The 15,797-nt window shown below is 48.2% G+C and carries 12 protein-coding genes and 4 tRNA genes; 3 read left to right on the forward strand and 13 right to left on the reverse strand.

The window, feature by feature from the left end; translation table 11 throughout:
- Positions 1-212: 212 nt before the first annotated feature.
- Positions 213-1,850, reverse strand: a complete 1,638-nt coding sequence (locus ACXAD4_RS11860; RefSeq protein ID WP_475241570.1) for a GMC family oxidoreductase — start codon at positions 1,848-1,850, stop codon at positions 213-215.
- 361 nt (positions 1,851-2,211) lie between these two features.
- Between ACXAD4_RS11860 and ACXAD4_RS11865 the strand changes: the two genes are divergently transcribed.
- On the forward strand, positions 2,212-2,478 hold the full coding sequence (locus ACXAD4_RS11865; protein WP_475241572.1) for an acyl-CoA-binding protein: 267 nt from the start codon (positions 2,212-2,214) through the stop codon (positions 2,476-2,478).
- Positions 2,479-2,682: 204 nt separating this feature from the next.
- On the opposite strand, the gene ACXAD4_RS11870 is transcribed toward ACXAD4_RS11865, so the two are convergent.
- Positions 2,683-4,359: a wax ester/triacylglycerol synthase family O-acyltransferase gene (locus tag ACXAD4_RS11870; protein ID WP_475241573.1), complete on the reverse strand. Its 1,677-nt coding sequence runs from the start codon at positions 4,357-4,359 to the stop codon at positions 2,683-2,685.
- A gap of 133 nt (positions 4,360-4,492) precedes the next feature.
- A complete protein-coding gene (locus ACXAD4_RS11875) occupies positions 4,493-4,858 on the reverse strand; it encodes a phasin-related domain-containing protein (protein WP_475241575.1) in 366 nt (121 codons plus the stop codon).
- A gap of 328 nt (positions 4,859-5,186) precedes the next feature.
- Between ACXAD4_RS11875 and ACXAD4_RS11880 the strand changes: the two genes are divergently transcribed.
- Positions 5,187-7,430: an acetyl-CoA hydrolase/transferase C-terminal domain-containing protein gene (locus tag ACXAD4_RS11880; RefSeq protein ID WP_475241576.1), complete on the forward strand. Its 2,244-nt coding sequence runs from the start codon at positions 5,187-5,189 to the stop codon at positions 7,428-7,430.
- A 490-nt stretch (positions 7,431-7,920) separates the two neighbouring features.
- Complete coding sequence (locus ACXAD4_RS11885) at positions 7,921-8,526, forward strand: LysE family transporter (RefSeq protein ID WP_475241578.1); 606 nt, start codon at positions 7,921-7,923, stop codon at positions 8,524-8,526.
- A gap of 44 nt (positions 8,527-8,570) precedes the next feature.
- Here ACXAD4_RS11885 and ACXAD4_RS11890 read toward each other — a convergent pair.
- The 10 genes from ACXAD4_RS11890 to ACXAD4_RS11935 all read right to left on the reverse strand — a co-directional run bounded on the left by ACXAD4_RS11890 (position 8,571) and on the right by ACXAD4_RS11935 (position 15,665).
- A tRNA-Cys gene (locus ACXAD4_RS11890) sits at positions 8,571-8,644 on the reverse strand.
- Between the two features lie 85 nt (positions 8,645-8,729).
- Positions 8,730-8,803, reverse strand: a tRNA-Cys gene (locus ACXAD4_RS11895).
- Positions 8,804-8,888: 85 nt separating this feature from the next.
- Positions 8,889-8,962: transfer RNA gene (locus tag ACXAD4_RS11900), tRNA-Cys, on the reverse strand.
- An 85-nt stretch (positions 8,963-9,047) separates the two neighbouring features.
- Positions 9,048-9,121: transfer RNA gene (locus ACXAD4_RS11905), tRNA-Cys, on the reverse strand.
- 285 nt (positions 9,122-9,406) lie between these two features.
- Positions 9,407-10,039 (reverse strand): bifunctional 4-hydroxy-2-oxoglutarate aldolase/2-dehydro-3-deoxy-phosphogluconate aldolase, encoded by a 633-nt coding sequence (locus tag ACXAD4_RS11910; protein ID WP_475241580.1) that lies wholly within the window; start codon positions 10,037-10,039, stop codon positions 9,407-9,409.
- A gap of 31 nt (positions 10,040-10,070) precedes the next feature.
- The gene (locus ACXAD4_RS11915; protein WP_475242766.1) at positions 10,071-10,964 is read right to left on the reverse strand and encodes a sugar kinase; all 894 of its coding nucleotides are present in this window, start codon (positions 10,962-10,964) and stop codon (positions 10,071-10,073) included.
- Positions 10,965-11,091: 127 nt separating this feature from the next.
- Positions 11,092-12,582: a sodium:solute symporter family protein gene (locus ACXAD4_RS11920; RefSeq protein ID WP_475241582.1), complete on the reverse strand. Its 1,491-nt coding sequence runs from the start codon at positions 12,580-12,582 to the stop codon at positions 11,092-11,094.
- 268 nt (positions 12,583-12,850) lie between these two features.
- The gene (locus tag ACXAD4_RS11925; protein WP_107299851.1) at positions 12,851-13,243 is read right to left on the reverse strand and encodes a RidA family protein; all 393 of its coding nucleotides are present in this window, start codon (positions 13,241-13,243) and stop codon (positions 12,851-12,853) included.
- A gap of 52 nt (positions 13,244-13,295) precedes the next feature.
- On the reverse strand, positions 13,296-14,735 hold the full coding sequence (locus ACXAD4_RS11930) for an N-acyl-D-amino-acid deacylase family protein (protein WP_475241584.1): 1,440 nt from the start codon (positions 14,733-14,735) through the stop codon (positions 13,296-13,298).
- A gap of 66 nt (positions 14,736-14,801) precedes the next feature.
- Positions 14,802-15,665, reverse strand: a complete 864-nt coding sequence (locus tag ACXAD4_RS11935) for a MurR/RpiR family transcriptional regulator (RefSeq protein ID WP_317521946.1) — start codon at positions 15,663-15,665, stop codon at positions 14,802-14,804.
- Positions 15,666-15,797: the final 132 nt, after the last annotated feature.

The raw sequence follows: 15,797 nt of genomic DNA on the forward strand, positions 1-15,797 counted from the left end.
AAGCATATGGATTAGAATTAACAACCGATTTTAGCAGGGAGAAGAAAAGCAGATTTTCAATCTTAATTAGAAAATTAATAAATGCAAATAAAACCAAAAGCAACAAACCATAATAGAATAAAAAATTAGAATGTTCATACTAACTTTCACGTAAAAAGAAAAGACACGATAAAAGTATTTTTATCGCGTCTTAAACATTTATATCAATCTATTTACGCTACACAATCTTTCAGCTTGGAAATATTCGTCTCGATGATGGATATATCATCCAATATCATGTCAGCTGCTTTCTCACCAATCATGATGGTAGGTGCATTCGTATTACCACCAATCAAGGTTGGCATAATCGACGCATCGACAACACGGAGTCCTTTTACCCCATGAACACGCAACCTTTCATCGACCACGGCTTGGTCATCATGCCCCATCTTACAGGTGCCCACCGGGTGATAAATAGATTCCGCTTTACGCCTGATAAACTCTTCTAACTGTGCGTCAGTTTGTACTTCCTTACCCGGGAAGACCTCTTTGCCGCGGTAATGATCAAACCCAGCCTGCTTCAATATCTGCCGTGAAAGCTTAATCGCTTTGAGCATGACTTCCATATCTTCAGGATGACTGAGGTAATTCGCGGTTATACGTGGTGGCTCTAGCGGATCAGCACTGACTAACCCCAAGCTACCTCGGCTTTTTGGCCTTAAATTACAAGCATGTAGTGAATAGCCATGCTTCACCGTTTGCCATAAGTTCAAACCATGGTTATCCAAGTAGCACGGAGAAAAATGGAACTGAACATCCGGTTTATCAAGCTCCGGCGACGTTTTGGCAAATCCCCCAGCCTCTGCGATATTAGTCGTAAAATTTCCCTTTCTAAACAATAAGTAATCAAAAATTCCTTTGATCGCCCTGGTAAGAGCGACCGGCGAAAAACCGACAGAATGGAAAGTACGCTCACGGGTTACCACCAGCACATCAAGGTGGTCTTGAAGGTTCTTTCCTACCCCAGGAAGGTGGTGCTTCACTTCAATACCATGGGCGTTAAGTTCTTGCTGGTCCCCGACACCAGAGAGCATCAGCAGCTGTGGGCTATTAATCGCCCCACCACTTAAAATAACTTCTTTGCTCGCCATAACTTGATGTTTCTGGCCGCCTTTGAAGTATTCAACCCCTGTTGCTTTACCCTCTTTAATCAGCACCTTAGATGTGGTTGCATCAGTAATAACCGTCAGATTTGAACGTGGCTCGGCTGGGCGCAGGTAGGCTACCGCCGAACTGCAGCGCTGGCCGTTTTTTTGGGTTACTTGATAATAGCCGACCCCTTCTTGCTCCTTGCCATTGAAGTCTGTGGTGATGCTGTGCCCTGCTTGCTCTGCTGCCTTGAGGAATGCATCAGAGAGTGGGTTATTTATCCGCAAATCAGATACATGCAATGGTCCATCCGCACCGTGATAGTCATCGCTACCACGTTCTTGCGCTTCTGATTTTCTGAAATACGGCAGCACTTCATCGTAACTCCAGCCTTTATTGCCCAGCGCTGACCACTCATCATAGTCACTGGCATGGCCACGGATATAGCACATCGCATTGGATGAGGAACTTCCTCCCAATGTCTTGCCCCGCGGCCAGAACAGTTGGCGGCTTTGCAGATTAGGTTCTTTGTCGGTGTAGTAGCGCCAGTTCATTTTCTTTGAATGCATCATGCCGATAATGCCCAAAGGAACATGGACAACCGGACTACTGTCTTTTGGGCCGGCCTCAATGAGGCAGACTTTTAAAGAAGGATCAGATGATAGTCTATTTGCAAGCACGCATCCTGCCGAACCCGCCCCTACAATAATGAAGTCATACATAGCTTTCCCTCAATAGAATAATCCTTGTTCAGCCAGCCAATTAATAATTCCAGTCTTTATCATCTATTTTTTGTTTCATTTAATCATAGTGTAGTTTAATTCTGATTGGGCAAATACCTCATAGATTATGAATTATTTCATCACTGAAAATTAAATAGTGATCCATATTAAACTTTTTGCATTTAATAGGAGACATGACCTCAGACCAGTGCAAATATGTATTGGCTAAAGGAATACAGCATTTTCTATATTCATTAAACCTAACGGTTTCCTCTTGTCCATTTACTGGACGCAAAGAGTTTTCATCAATTATCTCGGCACACTTTTTTGTGCTGGCTAGGTACAAGTAAAGGAACACATCATGGCAGATCTAAAAGCGAGTTTTGAACAAGCTCAAGTTGACGTAAAAGCATTGACTAAACGCCCATCTAACGACGAGCTACTAGCACTATACTCGCTGTTCAAGCAAGCAACAGACGGTGACGTGAAAGGCAAACGCCCTGGCATGTTTGACTTCAAAGGCGGCGCGAAATACGACGCGTGGGAAAAACTAAAAGGTATGGATGCAGAAACAGCCATGCAGCAGTATGTCGACAAAGTCGCTGAACTGACTGCCGCTTACGCATAAGCCTCACACAGCTCGCTCCCAACTTTTACGAAAGGTCGCAATGCGGCCTTTTTTTATATCTGTCTGCCCTACCTGCGCCAGTCACGAAAAAACATGCACATACAACTAAATATGCGCATACGATAAAAAAACCAGAACCACTTTCGTAGTTCTGGCTTTCGAAGGTTTAAACAGCCTTGCTAACTAGCTGGTAATCTTGGCTAACTAGCTAGCGCTCTTGGCCTTTCTCACTCTCACTTTGCGAGGTGCAGGGCTGATTTCGTCCTGGTTAGTCGCAGGGGTTTCCGGGTCAATATCGACAGTCGCTGATAGCATCTCGGTCAGTTTTGCCAACTGCTTTTCAAGCTCTTCGACTTTGCGCTGCTTTTCCTGATAAAGCTTTTCGAACTCATCATCTTCTGGCGTCAACGACTCCTGTGCCGCTTCAACAGCCAGCTCAACCGCCAACGACTCATCATGCTGATAACCAAGCTGCTCGGCGACAGCCTGTGCAGCCGTTTCCATCACTTCCTGCTCAATCTCGGCAAAGGCATCACACATGTAGTCGGTGATCACCTCGAAGCCCGGTAGCGACTGGTTACAGGCCACCAACGAGAAGTACATAGTGTCGGCATTACTGAAGAAGGTAATGTTCAGAGTCTGACCCGGCATCAACAAAGATACAGGGTACTGCTCGCGAACCTTGGCGCCCATAAAGTAAAGCTCTTCTTTAGCACCTGGCACATTGGAGATAAGGAGGTTACTGGCTGGCGGAATGAAGTTATTCAAACCAAATTTACCACTGAACAGCGAAACACCATTTACCAGCAATGAGTAGTTGATGTAAGCATCTGGCGAAATATTCAGGGCTTCGTTTTTCAGATCCGTAGTCGCGTGCTGGATAGACTCAAGGCGCTCAAGCGGAGACAACCCTTGCTTACCCAACTCAACATGGCCAATCGACATCTTATTGCCCGATTTGCCTTCATCCCCTTTCGCACGCAGGTTGATAGGCATCATTGCTACCAACGGCTTACGGATAGGGATCGCCCTGTCGTTGAGGTAACGGTTGAGCGCAATATCACTGATGGTGAACAGGATATCGTTCATCGATGCGCCAGTGATGCGGCTAATGTGTTTCAGCTGCTTAATAGAAAAGTGACCTAGGCTAACCGCACGGCTGCGCTTAGGGCTCAGGTTAAAAGGCGTTTTCGGTGCAGTAAATGGTACTTTCAAGTCACAATCAGCAATATTGACCGCTTTTAGTGCCAGTTTGCTACCCAACCTGAACATTGATGGGATCAAGGAAATCTGCTTGGTCGCTGCCACTGCGGTTTTCATCACCATGTCGGTAAGGTGAGATTCTTCACGGCGCTGACGCGGGGTTTTTCTTAAATCACACTGCCAGATTGGCTTGTTGAATGACTCTTCCACCGAAGTGGCACAGCTCTGGGTAAAGATCTTACTGGCTCGAACGCCGTCTGCCATCGAGTGATGGATCTTCAGCACTAGCGCAACACGGTTATTTTCAAGCCCGCCGATCACCCACACTTCCCACATCGGGCGGCTTCGATCCAACACTTGGCTGTGCAAGCGACCGACTACCTGCTGCAACTGCTGCTCGTTCCCCGGGGACGGAAGCATGGTAATACGCAGGTGATCTTCCAAATTAACGTGGTTTACCGTGGTCCAGCTCGGACGACCTGTCAGTGACCAATTAAGCTTCCAGTTAAACGGTGGCACCATTTCCGGCTGCTGCAGGAAACTGGCATAGAGTTCTTGGGCATAAGTCCCGGCATGCTCCTGTGGCGGATCAAGAATGACCAAACCAGTAACATGCATAGGGGTTTTTGCCGTTTCAAAGGCAATGAAGCTGAAATCCAGCAGAGACAAACTCGGCATAAATCTAATCCTTTCTTGCGGTGTGGCATGGTCTGACGGGTGAGCAATAACTCCTGACTTGATAACTAGTTGGCGCTAATGCCACCCAATCAAGGTCTGTCCCTTTGCCATTGTCGCTATTGTGTAATTTCCGTTACTTCGACTTTGCAGACAGCTTTTCTACCATCTCTTGAAGACGGTCCACTTTCTCTTCGAAGTTGCTCAAACGATCGCGGTCAATACCGCAAGTCGCGTTGAAGGCATGATTGAATTGCGACTCAGCCTGACCGAACAAGCCACGCTTAGTATCTTTAATGCGCTCAACCATTTCAGTTTCCACTTCGCTGCCTTTGGAAACCAAATCTTGAACTTGCTTGCTTACCATGTGCTGCGCCATGCCCACTTGCTCGGTACCTTTGCTGTATGCACCTAGGCCTGCGTAAATCACAGTACGGACAGAAGACTCACCCATCTGGGTGGCAGATTTTACAGTTCCAATAATTTTCTTAGGAGTAATCATCACTTTATCCTCAACAAATCAGAGAAATATCTTTTTCGATGCTTAAACCCTACCAATTAGAATTAGATCAATCTTTCTAATTCAACCAAGGAATTGGTAAGCAGCTCACACAACGCTCTGCAGGTAACAATCACTGGTTTCATGGTATGCGTACACATTAGCAATGCCGATTGCGCATACACGTGACTGAAGTCCCAAAACCACACACTAGACAAAATTTGGGGCTTTTTTGTCCAAAAATAGAGTGAACGCTCTAAGTTCAGGCGCAACAATGAGGGGATAACAACTATAAGAACATATATGAATAATATCGAACAAGGAATGCACTATGTCAGTTTTAGAAATCGTAGATTCATCATACCCAAACCCATCCCTTGAAGCGTCTGACTCCGCAACGAAAGCTCCCGCAAAAGTTATCGCCAAGCCAGACGATCTGGTTGATCAAATCATTGCAACTGTCGGTAAGAACATTGTCCTTGGCGCGCCACTTGCTATCGGTAAGCCTGTTAGCTTTGTGAATGCGCTTTATCAACGAGCAAAGAAAGATCCAAGCATCAGCTTGAGGATCGAAACCGGGATCACCCTAGAAAAGCCGGTAGGCAAAAGCAAAATTGAACGCGGCTTCCTAGAACCGTTCGTTGCCCGTGAGTTTGAAGATGTCCCTGATATTGACTACATCATGGATCTGCGTGCTGGCAAGGTGCCGAGTAACATCACTATCAGTGAATTCTTCTTCAAAGCCGGTAGCTTTATGAATTCACCGCAGCAGCAAAACTACACGTCTACCAACTACACCCATGCTGTTCGTGATTTGCTGGATAAAGGCGTCAACGTCATTGGTCAGTTGGTCGCAGCACGCACTGTGGACGGTGTGACGACTTACAGCCTAAGCAGTAACTCTGATCTGGCACTGGACTTCGCCATCGAAATCGAGAAGCAGAAAGCGCAAGGCCGAAATATCACCATTATCGGCGAAGTAAACAGCAACATGCCTTTCATGCAAAACCATGCTGAAGTGGCGAGCTCTGAGTTCGATTTCATCCTAGATGGCAACAGCCTGCCTGATCACAAAGACTACCAACTGTTTGCTGCGCCGCATGCCAGCATTTCTGCGGAAGACCATATGATCGGCCTCTACGCCAGCGCCTTGATCAAAGACGGCGGTACCCTTCAGGTGGGGATCGGCTCCCTTAGTAGTGCCCTCTCCTACAGCGCCCTTGTTCGCCACCAGCAGAACCGTATGTATAACAAAATGCTGTCTGAGCTGAACATCTACGAAAAATTCCCTGTCTGCAAAGAAGTGGGTGATACAGGTACTTTCGAGAAAGGCCTCTACGGCTGTAGTGAGCTAATGGTCGATGGCTTTGTCCATCTTTACCGCGCCGGCATCCTCAAGCGTGAAGTGTTTGAAGACCTCACTATCCAGCGCCTGCTCAACGATGAATTGATCACTCACGAAGTGACGGTAATGACCTTGTTGGCACTGCTTGAGCGTGAAGCGATTTCAGCTGAGCTAACCGCTGCCGACGTTAAGTACCTCAAGCGCTTTGGTATTTTCAACGATAACGTTGAATTTGTAGACGGTAAATTGAAAACCACCGATGGCACCAGTAAAGCTAATATCCAAGACAAGGATGCCCTTGAGTGGATCACTAAATACGCACTAGGCCAACGCCTGAAAGGCGGTACAGTGATGCACGGTGCTTTCTTCATCGGCCCGAAAGACTTCTACCACGAGCTAAACAACTTTACCCAGGAAGATCACGACAAGTTCTGCATGACCAGCGTGAATTACGTCAATGACCTATATGATCATTTCCTTGGTAGCCAGCAGCTTAAACAGGCTCAGCGCCAGCATGCCCGCTTCATGAACTCGGGCATGATGGTCACCTTGGATGGTTCGGTCGTTTCCGATGCGCTGGAAAACGGTCAAGTGGTCAGTGGTGTCGGCGGCCAGTACAACTTTGTTGCCCAGTCAGGCCAAATGCGCGAATCCCGCTCTATTATCAAGATCCGTAGCTGCTCTTTCCGTAACGGTAAGCTGCGCTCGAACATCCTATTCAACTATGGCCACAACACTATTCCACGCCAGTTGCGAGATATCGTGGTTACTGAGTACGGTATTGCCAACTTGCGTAGTAAACCAGACCACGTGGTATACACCGAGCTTATCAAGATTGCCGACTCACGCTTCCAGCAACAATTGCTAGAAGAAGCCAAAGCAGCTGGCAAAGTCGCCAAGGATTACCAAATCCCGAAAGAGTATGCCAACAACACGCCAGAAGCGATTCAGGCTTTCTACAAGAAGTACACTGACCAGGATATTTTCGGCCCATTCCCATTTGGATGTAGCTTCACCGACCAAGAGCTAAAACTGGGTAAAGCACTGAAGACACTGAAATCTAAATGTGCCACGCCAACAGGTAAACTGAAAGCTATCGCCCAGTCATTGTCTGCACCTAAGCCGGGCCATGATATTGATATTCTGCTAAAGCGCGTTGGCCTTGATAAACCTGAAAACCTACAAGAAAAAATCACACGCAAACTGGTGATTGCTGAACTTGTGAAGTGATCATCGCGTAAATAAAGGCTGGGCCACTTATGTGGCCCGGCTTTCTTATATAAAAAGCAATCGTTGAGAGAAAAGAGGTGTTCAATGTCGAAGAAAAGCAAGGAAATGGCACTATGTCCGTACGCTGCAGTGTGGGGCTGTCCAAAGTGTCCGGTCAAAAGAATCTGCCCAGGGAAGACGACAATTGGCGACCAGCCGATAAAACGTAAGGAAGAAGCAAAAGTCGAAGCAGAGAAATAAAACAGTTCCCCTCCCAGAGGTTGCCCTACCAGCCTCTGGGGGGTATACACAACCCTATCCCTAAAGAGTTATTCATACGCTGCTCTCCTTCTGTACTATCTCACCATGACTGTCTCATACGTTGTAAACTGCTAAAAATCTTATTGTTTCTTCTAGCACATCATTTCCATTTCTGACTATGATTTAAATAAAACCACCGAAATTCCAATAACCAAATCAAACGCGGTGGGTTAAATAGTGGGGGGTATTTATGGAAGTGATGAAAGCCATTCTGTTCGGCATTATCTTGTCATTGACTGTCGGGCCAATCGCCATTTTGGTCCTTAATAATGGGATGCATCATGGCTACATGGCAGCCGTTCGCAGTGCTGCGGGTGCGGCGCTGGCTGATTATTGCTATGCGTTGGTGAGCTTCGTAACCGGCAGCCTATTAATCAGTAAACTCGATCAATACCACTACCAAATCATCCTGCTGTCTTCTTGGGTACTCATTTTCATGGGCTTCTATATGATGTTCAATGCCATGAAAAACACCAAGCTCCTTGCTAAGGTTCACCGTCCATCTAAGAAGCTGGGCTTTCGTTCTGCCTTTTACCTAACGCTTGCCAACCCGATTGCTATTATTGCGCTGTCGGCATTTATCGGCCATTCCACCGAGCAGGTAGACTTACTGTTTGCCATGCAACTTGCCGGGGCTGTGTTTGTCGGTAGCTTGATTGTCCAGTGCTTGCTTGCCATTTCTGGCTTTGCATTTAAAGACGATGACAGCATTACCTTCCCGTTTTATTTGCAGTTACTAGGCGGTTTGCTGATTTGCCTATTTGGCGTGAATAACTTTATCGAGCTGGCTGGGTGAAAAACAACAAAAAAGGCCCAGCGTTGCCGCTGGGCCTTAAATGATGGAGGCGCGTCCCGGAGTCGAACCGAGGTCCACGGATTTGCAATCCGCTGCATAGCCACTCTGCCAACGCGCCAAATTGTCCAAACGTACCTACGTAGCTATGACTATTAGGCCGCTTGTTTGGTTGCTGCCACCCAAAGGCACCAGAACCGAAATAATGGAGGCGCGTCCCGGAGTCGAACCGAGGTCCACGGATTTGCAATCCGCTGCATAGCCACTCTGCCAACGCGCCAAACTGTCCAAACGTACCGATTTAGCTATTACTATTAGGTCGCTTGTTTGGTTGCTGTCACCCAAAGGCACCAGAACCGAAATAATGGAGGCGCGTCCCGGAGTCGAACCGAGGTCCACGGATTTGCAATCCGCTGCATAGCCACTCTGCCAACGCGCCAAATTGTTCAAACGTACCTATTTAGCTATTACTATTTGGCCGCTTGTTTGGTTGCTGCCGCCCAAAGGCACCAGAACCAAAATTATGGAGGCGCGTCCCGGAGTCGAACCGAGGTCCACGGATTTGCAATCCGCTGCATAGCCACTCTGCCAACGCGCCATCAATTTTGTTGTTACCGCTGAATTTCGGCCAGTGCCGCTGCGGTACGGAGATGTAATTTACTGATTTTCTAGGATGAGTCAAACAAAAATACAAGAAGTTTCTTCAACTGGACAAATTCCAACTCATCCAGCCAAAAAAGCGGCCTTAATCGTATGGAATCCAATCAAATGCTTTTCTGAGCACAAGTTCAATGCCCTTTTTTGCTAAGTCCGTTGAAAAGAAAAAGCCCACCTTTGGCGGGCTTTATACATTGAGAGCTTTTACGCGAGTAATCGTCTATTGCTAGCCGTTTACCAACTCAACCGCTTCGCGTACCAAACGGCCGATTTCTTCCCAATCCCCGTTTTCAATCAGCTTAGGCGCTACCATCCAAGTACCACCACAACAAATCACACGGTCAATCGCTAAATAGTCACGTACGTTTGCCTTGCCGATACCACCGGTTGGCATAAAGCTAACGTCAACGTATGGCGCCAGCAGTGACTTGACCATATTGATACCGCCTGAAGCTTCAGCCGGGAAGAACTTCAAGAAGGTCAGCCCCATCTCCAGAGCCTGCTCAACCTGGCTTGGGTTATTCACACCCGGTACCATAGGGATCCCCTGCTGCTGGCAGTAACGAACTGTATTTAGGTTCAACCCCGGCGCTACCACAAACTCAGAACCCGCTTCTTTAGCGCGATCGACTTGCTCAGAATTCAGTACCGTACCTGCGCCAATACACATCTCAGGGTAGGCTTCGCGCATTAAGCGAATCGCTTCTGCAGCAGCTTCTGTTCGGAAGGTCACCTCGGCAACCGGTAGGCCATTTTCTACAAGCGTTTTCGCCAGAGGCACAGCCTGTGACACATCGTTAATTTGAATAACAGGGATAACTTTGAAGGCTTTTAGTTTCTCGATGATCTGCTGAGACATGTTCCAATGTTCCTATTTACAATCAATCTATTTACATTAATTCTTTCATTGCATCGACCGGGATAATCGCCCCTGGATGCTGGATAACAGTAGAGGCTAACTGGTGGCCCAATTCGGCAGCTGCGGCTTCAGTACCTCCACTTAAGCGCCCAGCTAAATAGCCTGCGGCAAACGAATCGCCCGCAGCACAGGTATCAATCACTTTATCTACTTTGTTTGCGGCAATGTAAGACTCATGTGGCTGGTCTGATTGCAGCTCGCTAACCACAAGACATGGCTCGCTGCCCCGTTTTATCACGACTTCCTGGCAACCGAATGACTGGCATCGGTCAACAATATTTGTTTCTCCCCACACCAGGTGATCATCGTCTTCGGTGATCAAGGCAATATCGACAAATGGCAATACTTGCGAATACCAGTATTGGGCTTGCTTTGAAGTCCAGAGTTGCGGTCGGAAATTATTGTCAAACAACACTTTACCGCCCTTAGCCTTGTGTTTATCCAGCAAGGTAATCAAAGTCGCTTTGGCATCTTCAGCCAAAATCGCCAAGCTGATCCCGCTGATATAAAGGGCATCAAAATCATGGTTTTCGATCGCTTGCTCAAGCGGAGTAAGCCCGCTTGCAAAATAGAATTTGGCCGCGCTGTCGTTGCGCCAATAATGGAAGTGACGTTCACCGTTTGGCTCGGTCTCCACCAAATAAAGGCCCGGCAGTTTATTTTCCAGCTTACGCACCATTGAAGTATCAATATTTTCCTGCTGCCAGGCACTGAGCATATCCTGGCTGATATTATCGACACCCAGTGCGGTTGCGTAGCTGACAGCGATATCACGGCTAGTGCCCAAACGTGACAGGTAAAGCGCCGTATTTAAGGTATCGCCACCAAATGTCCGTTGTAGCGGTTGGCCGCTAAGCTCGACCATGCACTCACCAAAAAAAGCAATTTTCACACTGCAACCTTTCTAATTATTCGAACTGTATTTAAAGCGTAACTGAAGATGCAGGCCTTACATCACAACAAAGGCCTGCATTTTGACGAGTTTTAGAAGATTATTTTGCGGTAACCGGTTGAGCGTCGATACCTTGCTCTTCAGGCTTTTCCATCGCGGCACGCTCGGCATCAAGGATGGCTTTCGCTTCTTCTTTAGACACCTTGTTCGCTGGAGTCACCAAGCTAACTACCACACCGGCAACCAAGGCTGTTGTGACAGATGGGATAACCGGGTTGCCCCAGAATGCCGTCCAGTCAGCATTGAACATGATAGAGAACGACGCTGCTGATGCACCAGCCAAGGTAGCCAATGCACCTTGCCAGTTGTAGCGGCCCCAGAAGCGACCCAGCATACCGCACACGAACATGCCTGACATTACTGTAGAAATCATCTTGGTGATGTAGCTGATAATGTCATTTGAAGTCAGGGCGAACAGCAGTGCCAAACCGATACAGATAACCAGAGCAATACGTGAATAGGTAACCATCTTGTCTTTCGATGGGACTTTACCCGTGAACATGATGTAGATATCACGCAGTAGGATAGAGACACCGGCAATCGCATCGGAACTTGCACTCGACATGGTTGCTGACAGACCTGCAATCAGAACAATCATGCCGATACCTACTGGAAGCACTGTTGCTGCAACATATGGGAACGCAAAGTTGGCGTTGTTCAGTTCTGGGTTAATCGCATGTGCTGACATACCGATAACCGCTGGGATGATAGAGAAGAACAAGTACAGTACACCTGACATCACAAACGAGCGGCGGATAGTCGGTACGTCTTTACCCGAGTAAATACGCTGGCGGAAAGAAGGCGTTGCCAAGATACCCACACCAACAACCAGTGCCAGTGAGATACCCGGGATCATGCCCAGTTTTTCCAAGCCAAGGAAGCTGACAGACGCAGGCTCCATCGCAGCATAAAGGTTATCCAAGCCACCGATGTGGTTAACCGACAGTACCGCCATCAGAATGAAACCGGCAAACAGGATCACGGCCTGAATTGTATCGGTCCAAACTACCGCAGTGTAGCCACCGATCACGACGTAGATAGTAAACGCAGCGGCGATAATCATCTTGGCAGTATTGAGCTCAATGTCTGCAATCCAAGCCAGGTACATACCACCACCTAGGATGTGTGCGCCCAACCAACCGATAGAAGCGGTAAAGATAAGGATACCCACCACATTTTTGACAACCTTGTTGGCGCCGACATAGTAAGCCAGCTCTTCACTCATGGTCATGAAGTTAAGCTTACGCACCGGAGCAAACCAGTAGGCGAGCAGCAGGATACCCAGAGCACCACCAATACCATAAAGTGCGCCAGCCCAGCCGTTGGCATAACCAAAGCCAACCGCCCCCATGCTCGAACCTGTACCCACCATGGTGGCTACCGTGGTACCAAGTACCAAGAACAGCGGAAGACCACGACCTCCAAGTAGAAAGTCTTCGCCAGATTTCTGGTTACGCGATACAAACCAACCTAACCAGATTAAAAAAACCACATACGCACCGAAACCGGTGAGAAAGAGTGTACTGTTCATCCCATACCTCTTATAATCCGTCATTGCTTTTATTTGCTTGGGGATAGTCTCATCACTTACTACCCCATGAGTTACTGAGTCATTTCAGTATTTTGCTTTATTCAGGTTGGTACTTTGCCAACCTTTTTTCTTTGGCCTTTCGGCTCTAATTCTTTATATCTAAGCTGTAATAGCCTGCCAACTTCCGTTGTGGCATCGCTTGTCAATTGGGCTTCAGCTGGCCCCGCGGCTTTATTGTTTTATGCGGGGCCCGAAGATAATGCCTGAATTAACGGCGATCTTCGCGGTAGCACGTCACATCCACCTCAACTTTTACGTCGACAACCAGGTCACATACCATGCAGATACGTGCCGGTGGGTGCTCACCGAAAAACTCTTTAAACACTTTGTTGAATGACTGGAAGTAACGAGAGTCAGTCAGTACCACTTTTACGTGTACTACGTCTTCTAGGCCGTAGCCCGCTTCTTCCATAATGTCGACACAGTTCTGAATCGCCAGGCGAGACTGATCAACAATGCCACCTTCAACCACTTCGCCGTCTGTCATTGGTGTTTGACCAGAGACATACAGGAAACCACCCGCCTGAGTTGCACGTGCAAAAGGTAGGTGCTGACCGCCAGTGCCTGTACCGCCTTCGATGCCGTAGCGTGTGATAGTCATAATTTCTTTCTCCAACGTTGTGTTACTTAGTTCAATTTGCTGTCCCAGGGGTTTAGTCCTGATGACGGTATAAGAAACGGCCATGGCGGTTAGTACTCACCTGCCCGTTTTGATAACTGATGCAGCCATTGACCATAACCACGTCAATCCCTTTCGCTGCTGCAATCGGATTTTCGAAACTTGCAACATCGATAATGGTGTTCGGGTCAAACATCACGATATCGGCATAAGCCCCTTCGCGAATTTCTCCCCTGTCTTTAAGGCAGTAGCGCTTGGCCGACATGCCTGTCATTTTGTGAATCGCCTGTCCCAGTGAGAACAACTGGCGTTCACGGCTGTAATAGCCCAGAACCCTTGGAAATGAGCCCCACAAGCGTGGGTGCGGATGTGGGTCATTCGGCAGGCCATCAGAGCCAACCATGGTTAATCGGTACTTCAGTACTCGCTCGACATCGGCTTCGTCCATGCAGTGGTAAACCGCGCCTGCTGGCTGAAGTTGCTTGGCCGCCTCCATCAGGGGCAGGTTCATATCTTCAGCAATTTGCTTGAGCATTTTCCCTGCGTGTTGTGGGTGGGTATCTGACCAAGTAATGAAAATATCTATCTCGTCGGTAACCTGTTTAAGATCGAGCGTCGATGAACTCGCCGAGTACGGGTAGCAATCACAAGCCACGTCTTGGTGCTTGGCAGTTTTCTCCATCAGGTTAAGTACCTCAACGGTACGGCCCCAATTACCTGCACCTGCACATTTGAGATGCGAAATTACCACTGGCACCTTGCCATGTTTACCCGTGGCAAAAGCCTCTTCCATCGCTTCAAGGATTTGCTCGAATTCAGTGCGCATATGGGTGGTATAGATGCCGTCAAACTCTGCCAGTTCTTCGGCAAGGGCCATCACTTCTTCTGTCGGGGCATCTTTGGCTGAGGCGTATGCCAAGCCAGAACTTAACCCCAATGCCCCCTGCTCCATCGCAGCATGCAGCTTGGCTTTCATCGCTGCGATTTCATCGCTGGACGCTGCACGGTACAAATCATCCATCTCGTTATTACGCAGTGTGGTATGGCCCACCAGCGCAGCAACATTGACAGCAGGCTCTGCTGCAGTGACTGCCTTGGCATATGAAGCGAATGTCGGGTATTTGAAATCTTGTTGTTTGCCAAGCAGGTTCATCGGATCCGGCGGGTCACCGGCCAACGTTGCTGGCGATGCACTGATCCCACAGTTGCCAACAATCACACTGGTGACACCTTGGCTGATCTTTGGCAAACAATCGGGATAGCGGATCACATTGGTATCATCATGGGTATGAACATCGATAAAACCCGGCGCTAACGCCTTACCATGGCCATCGATGATCTGTGTGGCTTCACACCCTGCTAAATCCCCTATGGCTGCAATACGATCCCCTGTAATAGCAACATCGGCGTTGTAAGGCTCACTGCCCGAGCCATCAACAACTTGAACATTTCGGAAAACGGTATCGAACTGCATGAAACTTCCTTCTTTATGACGCTAATTCTGCACAACCGTTAATCCGAACTGTCCGGTCAGGTTGTGTTAATCGCCGAGAGGCTGTCTATCCTCTCCACCACGATGACTGTCTAGTGCCAACTTCAAGCGGCGCAGCTTATCGCGGGTCCGGCGTTTGTGGCTCAAGGCCAACTCTGTCGACAGCACATCTATCAACGCCATCATGGCGTAACGTGATGCCGACGGTTTGTAGATAAAATCGGTCTCTTTGGTGACAACCGGCAGAACCAAATCACTGACTTCTGCCAGTGGTGACTCTTTAGGTGTAATGGCTATCACCTTCAAGCCGTATTGCTTGGCAATCGATGCCGGCTCAACCACCTCTGGCGTATAGCCGGTCGCGGAAATCACCACCATCACATCATTGGCATCGGCGGTTGAAGCCACCATTCTTGCCAACAGGCCATCGTTGTAAGCCGTTACTGGGTAGCCCAGGCGGAACAAGCGAAACTGCAGTTCCTGCGACAACATGGTTGAGCCACCGCCCATACCAATGGCCAAGATTTGCCGGGCGTTCTGCAGCATATCTACCGCAGTAGCGACATCCTGCTCGTTCACCACTTTGCGGTTTATGTTGATCACATTCTTGATCGACTCATAAACCCCTTGGATCCCCGACTGATCCGGCGACTCATGAATGAACCGCTGACCGATGGCTAGTGACTGGGCTAATTTCAGCTTCAGATCCCGCACATTCTTACAGCCAACCGCTTTGGCAAAGCGGGTAATGGTTGCCTCACTCACTCCGGCTTCTTCTGCCATTTGAGTAATGCTGTAACCCGATGCTGCGGCCAAATCATCAATCACCAACATGGCGACTTTCTTCTCGGCATCCCGCAATTGCGAGAAGCGCTCAGTAATTCTTGAAACAATATCGACTTCGATAGTCACGGCTTTCACCTTTCTCTCGACAGGGCAAATAGTAATTTCAGGGCCGGTTCAAAACAGTGAGAAACAGCACAAATCGCTCAGTAATGTTTGATACTTTCTAACACCGATAATATTATCACCACGCTAAAACGC

It is taken from the genome of Photobacterium sp. AWH4_225 (assembly GCF_056158405.1).

Excerpts from the sequence above, each read along its gene's own strand:
- ACXAD4_RS11860 (WP_475241570.1), bottom strand. The coding sequence starts at position 1,850 with ATGTATGACTTCATTATTGTAGGGGCGGGTTCGGCAGGATGCGTGCTT.
- ACXAD4_RS11865 (WP_475241572.1), top strand. The coding sequence starts at position 2,212 with ATGGCAGATCTAAAAGCGAGTTTTGAACAAGCTCAAGTTGACGTAAAA.
- ACXAD4_RS11870 (WP_475241573.1), bottom strand. The coding sequence starts at position 4,359 with ATGCCGAGTTTGTCTCTGCTGGATTTCAGCTTCATTGCCTTTGAAACG.
- ACXAD4_RS11875 (WP_475241575.1), bottom strand. The coding sequence starts at position 4,858 with ATGATTACTCCTAAGAAAATTATTGGAACTGTAAAATCTGCCACCCAG.
- ACXAD4_RS11880 (WP_475241576.1), top strand. The coding sequence starts at position 5,187 with ATGTCAGTTTTAGAAATCGTAGATTCATCATACCCAAACCCATCCCTT.
- ACXAD4_RS11885 (WP_475241578.1), top strand. The coding sequence starts at position 7,921 with ATGGAAGTGATGAAAGCCATTCTGTTCGGCATTATCTTGTCATTGACT.
- ACXAD4_RS11910 (WP_475241580.1), bottom strand. The coding sequence starts at position 10,039 with ATGTCTCAGCAGATCATCGAGAAACTAAAAGCCTTCAAAGTTATCCCT.
- ACXAD4_RS11915 (WP_475242766.1), bottom strand. The coding sequence starts at position 10,964 with ATGGTCGAGCTTAGCGGCCAACCGCTACAACGGACATTTGGTGGCGAT.
- ACXAD4_RS11920 (WP_475241582.1), bottom strand. The coding sequence starts at position 12,582 with ATGAACAGTACACTCTTTCTCACCGGTTTCGGTGCGTATGTGGTTTTT.
- ACXAD4_RS11925 (WP_107299851.1), bottom strand. The coding sequence starts at position 13,243 with ATGACTATCACACGCTACGGCATCGAAGGCGGTACAGGCACTGGCGGT.
- ACXAD4_RS11930 (WP_475241584.1), bottom strand. The coding sequence starts at position 14,735 with ATGCAGTTCGATACCGTTTTCCGAAATGTTCAAGTTGTTGATGGCTCG.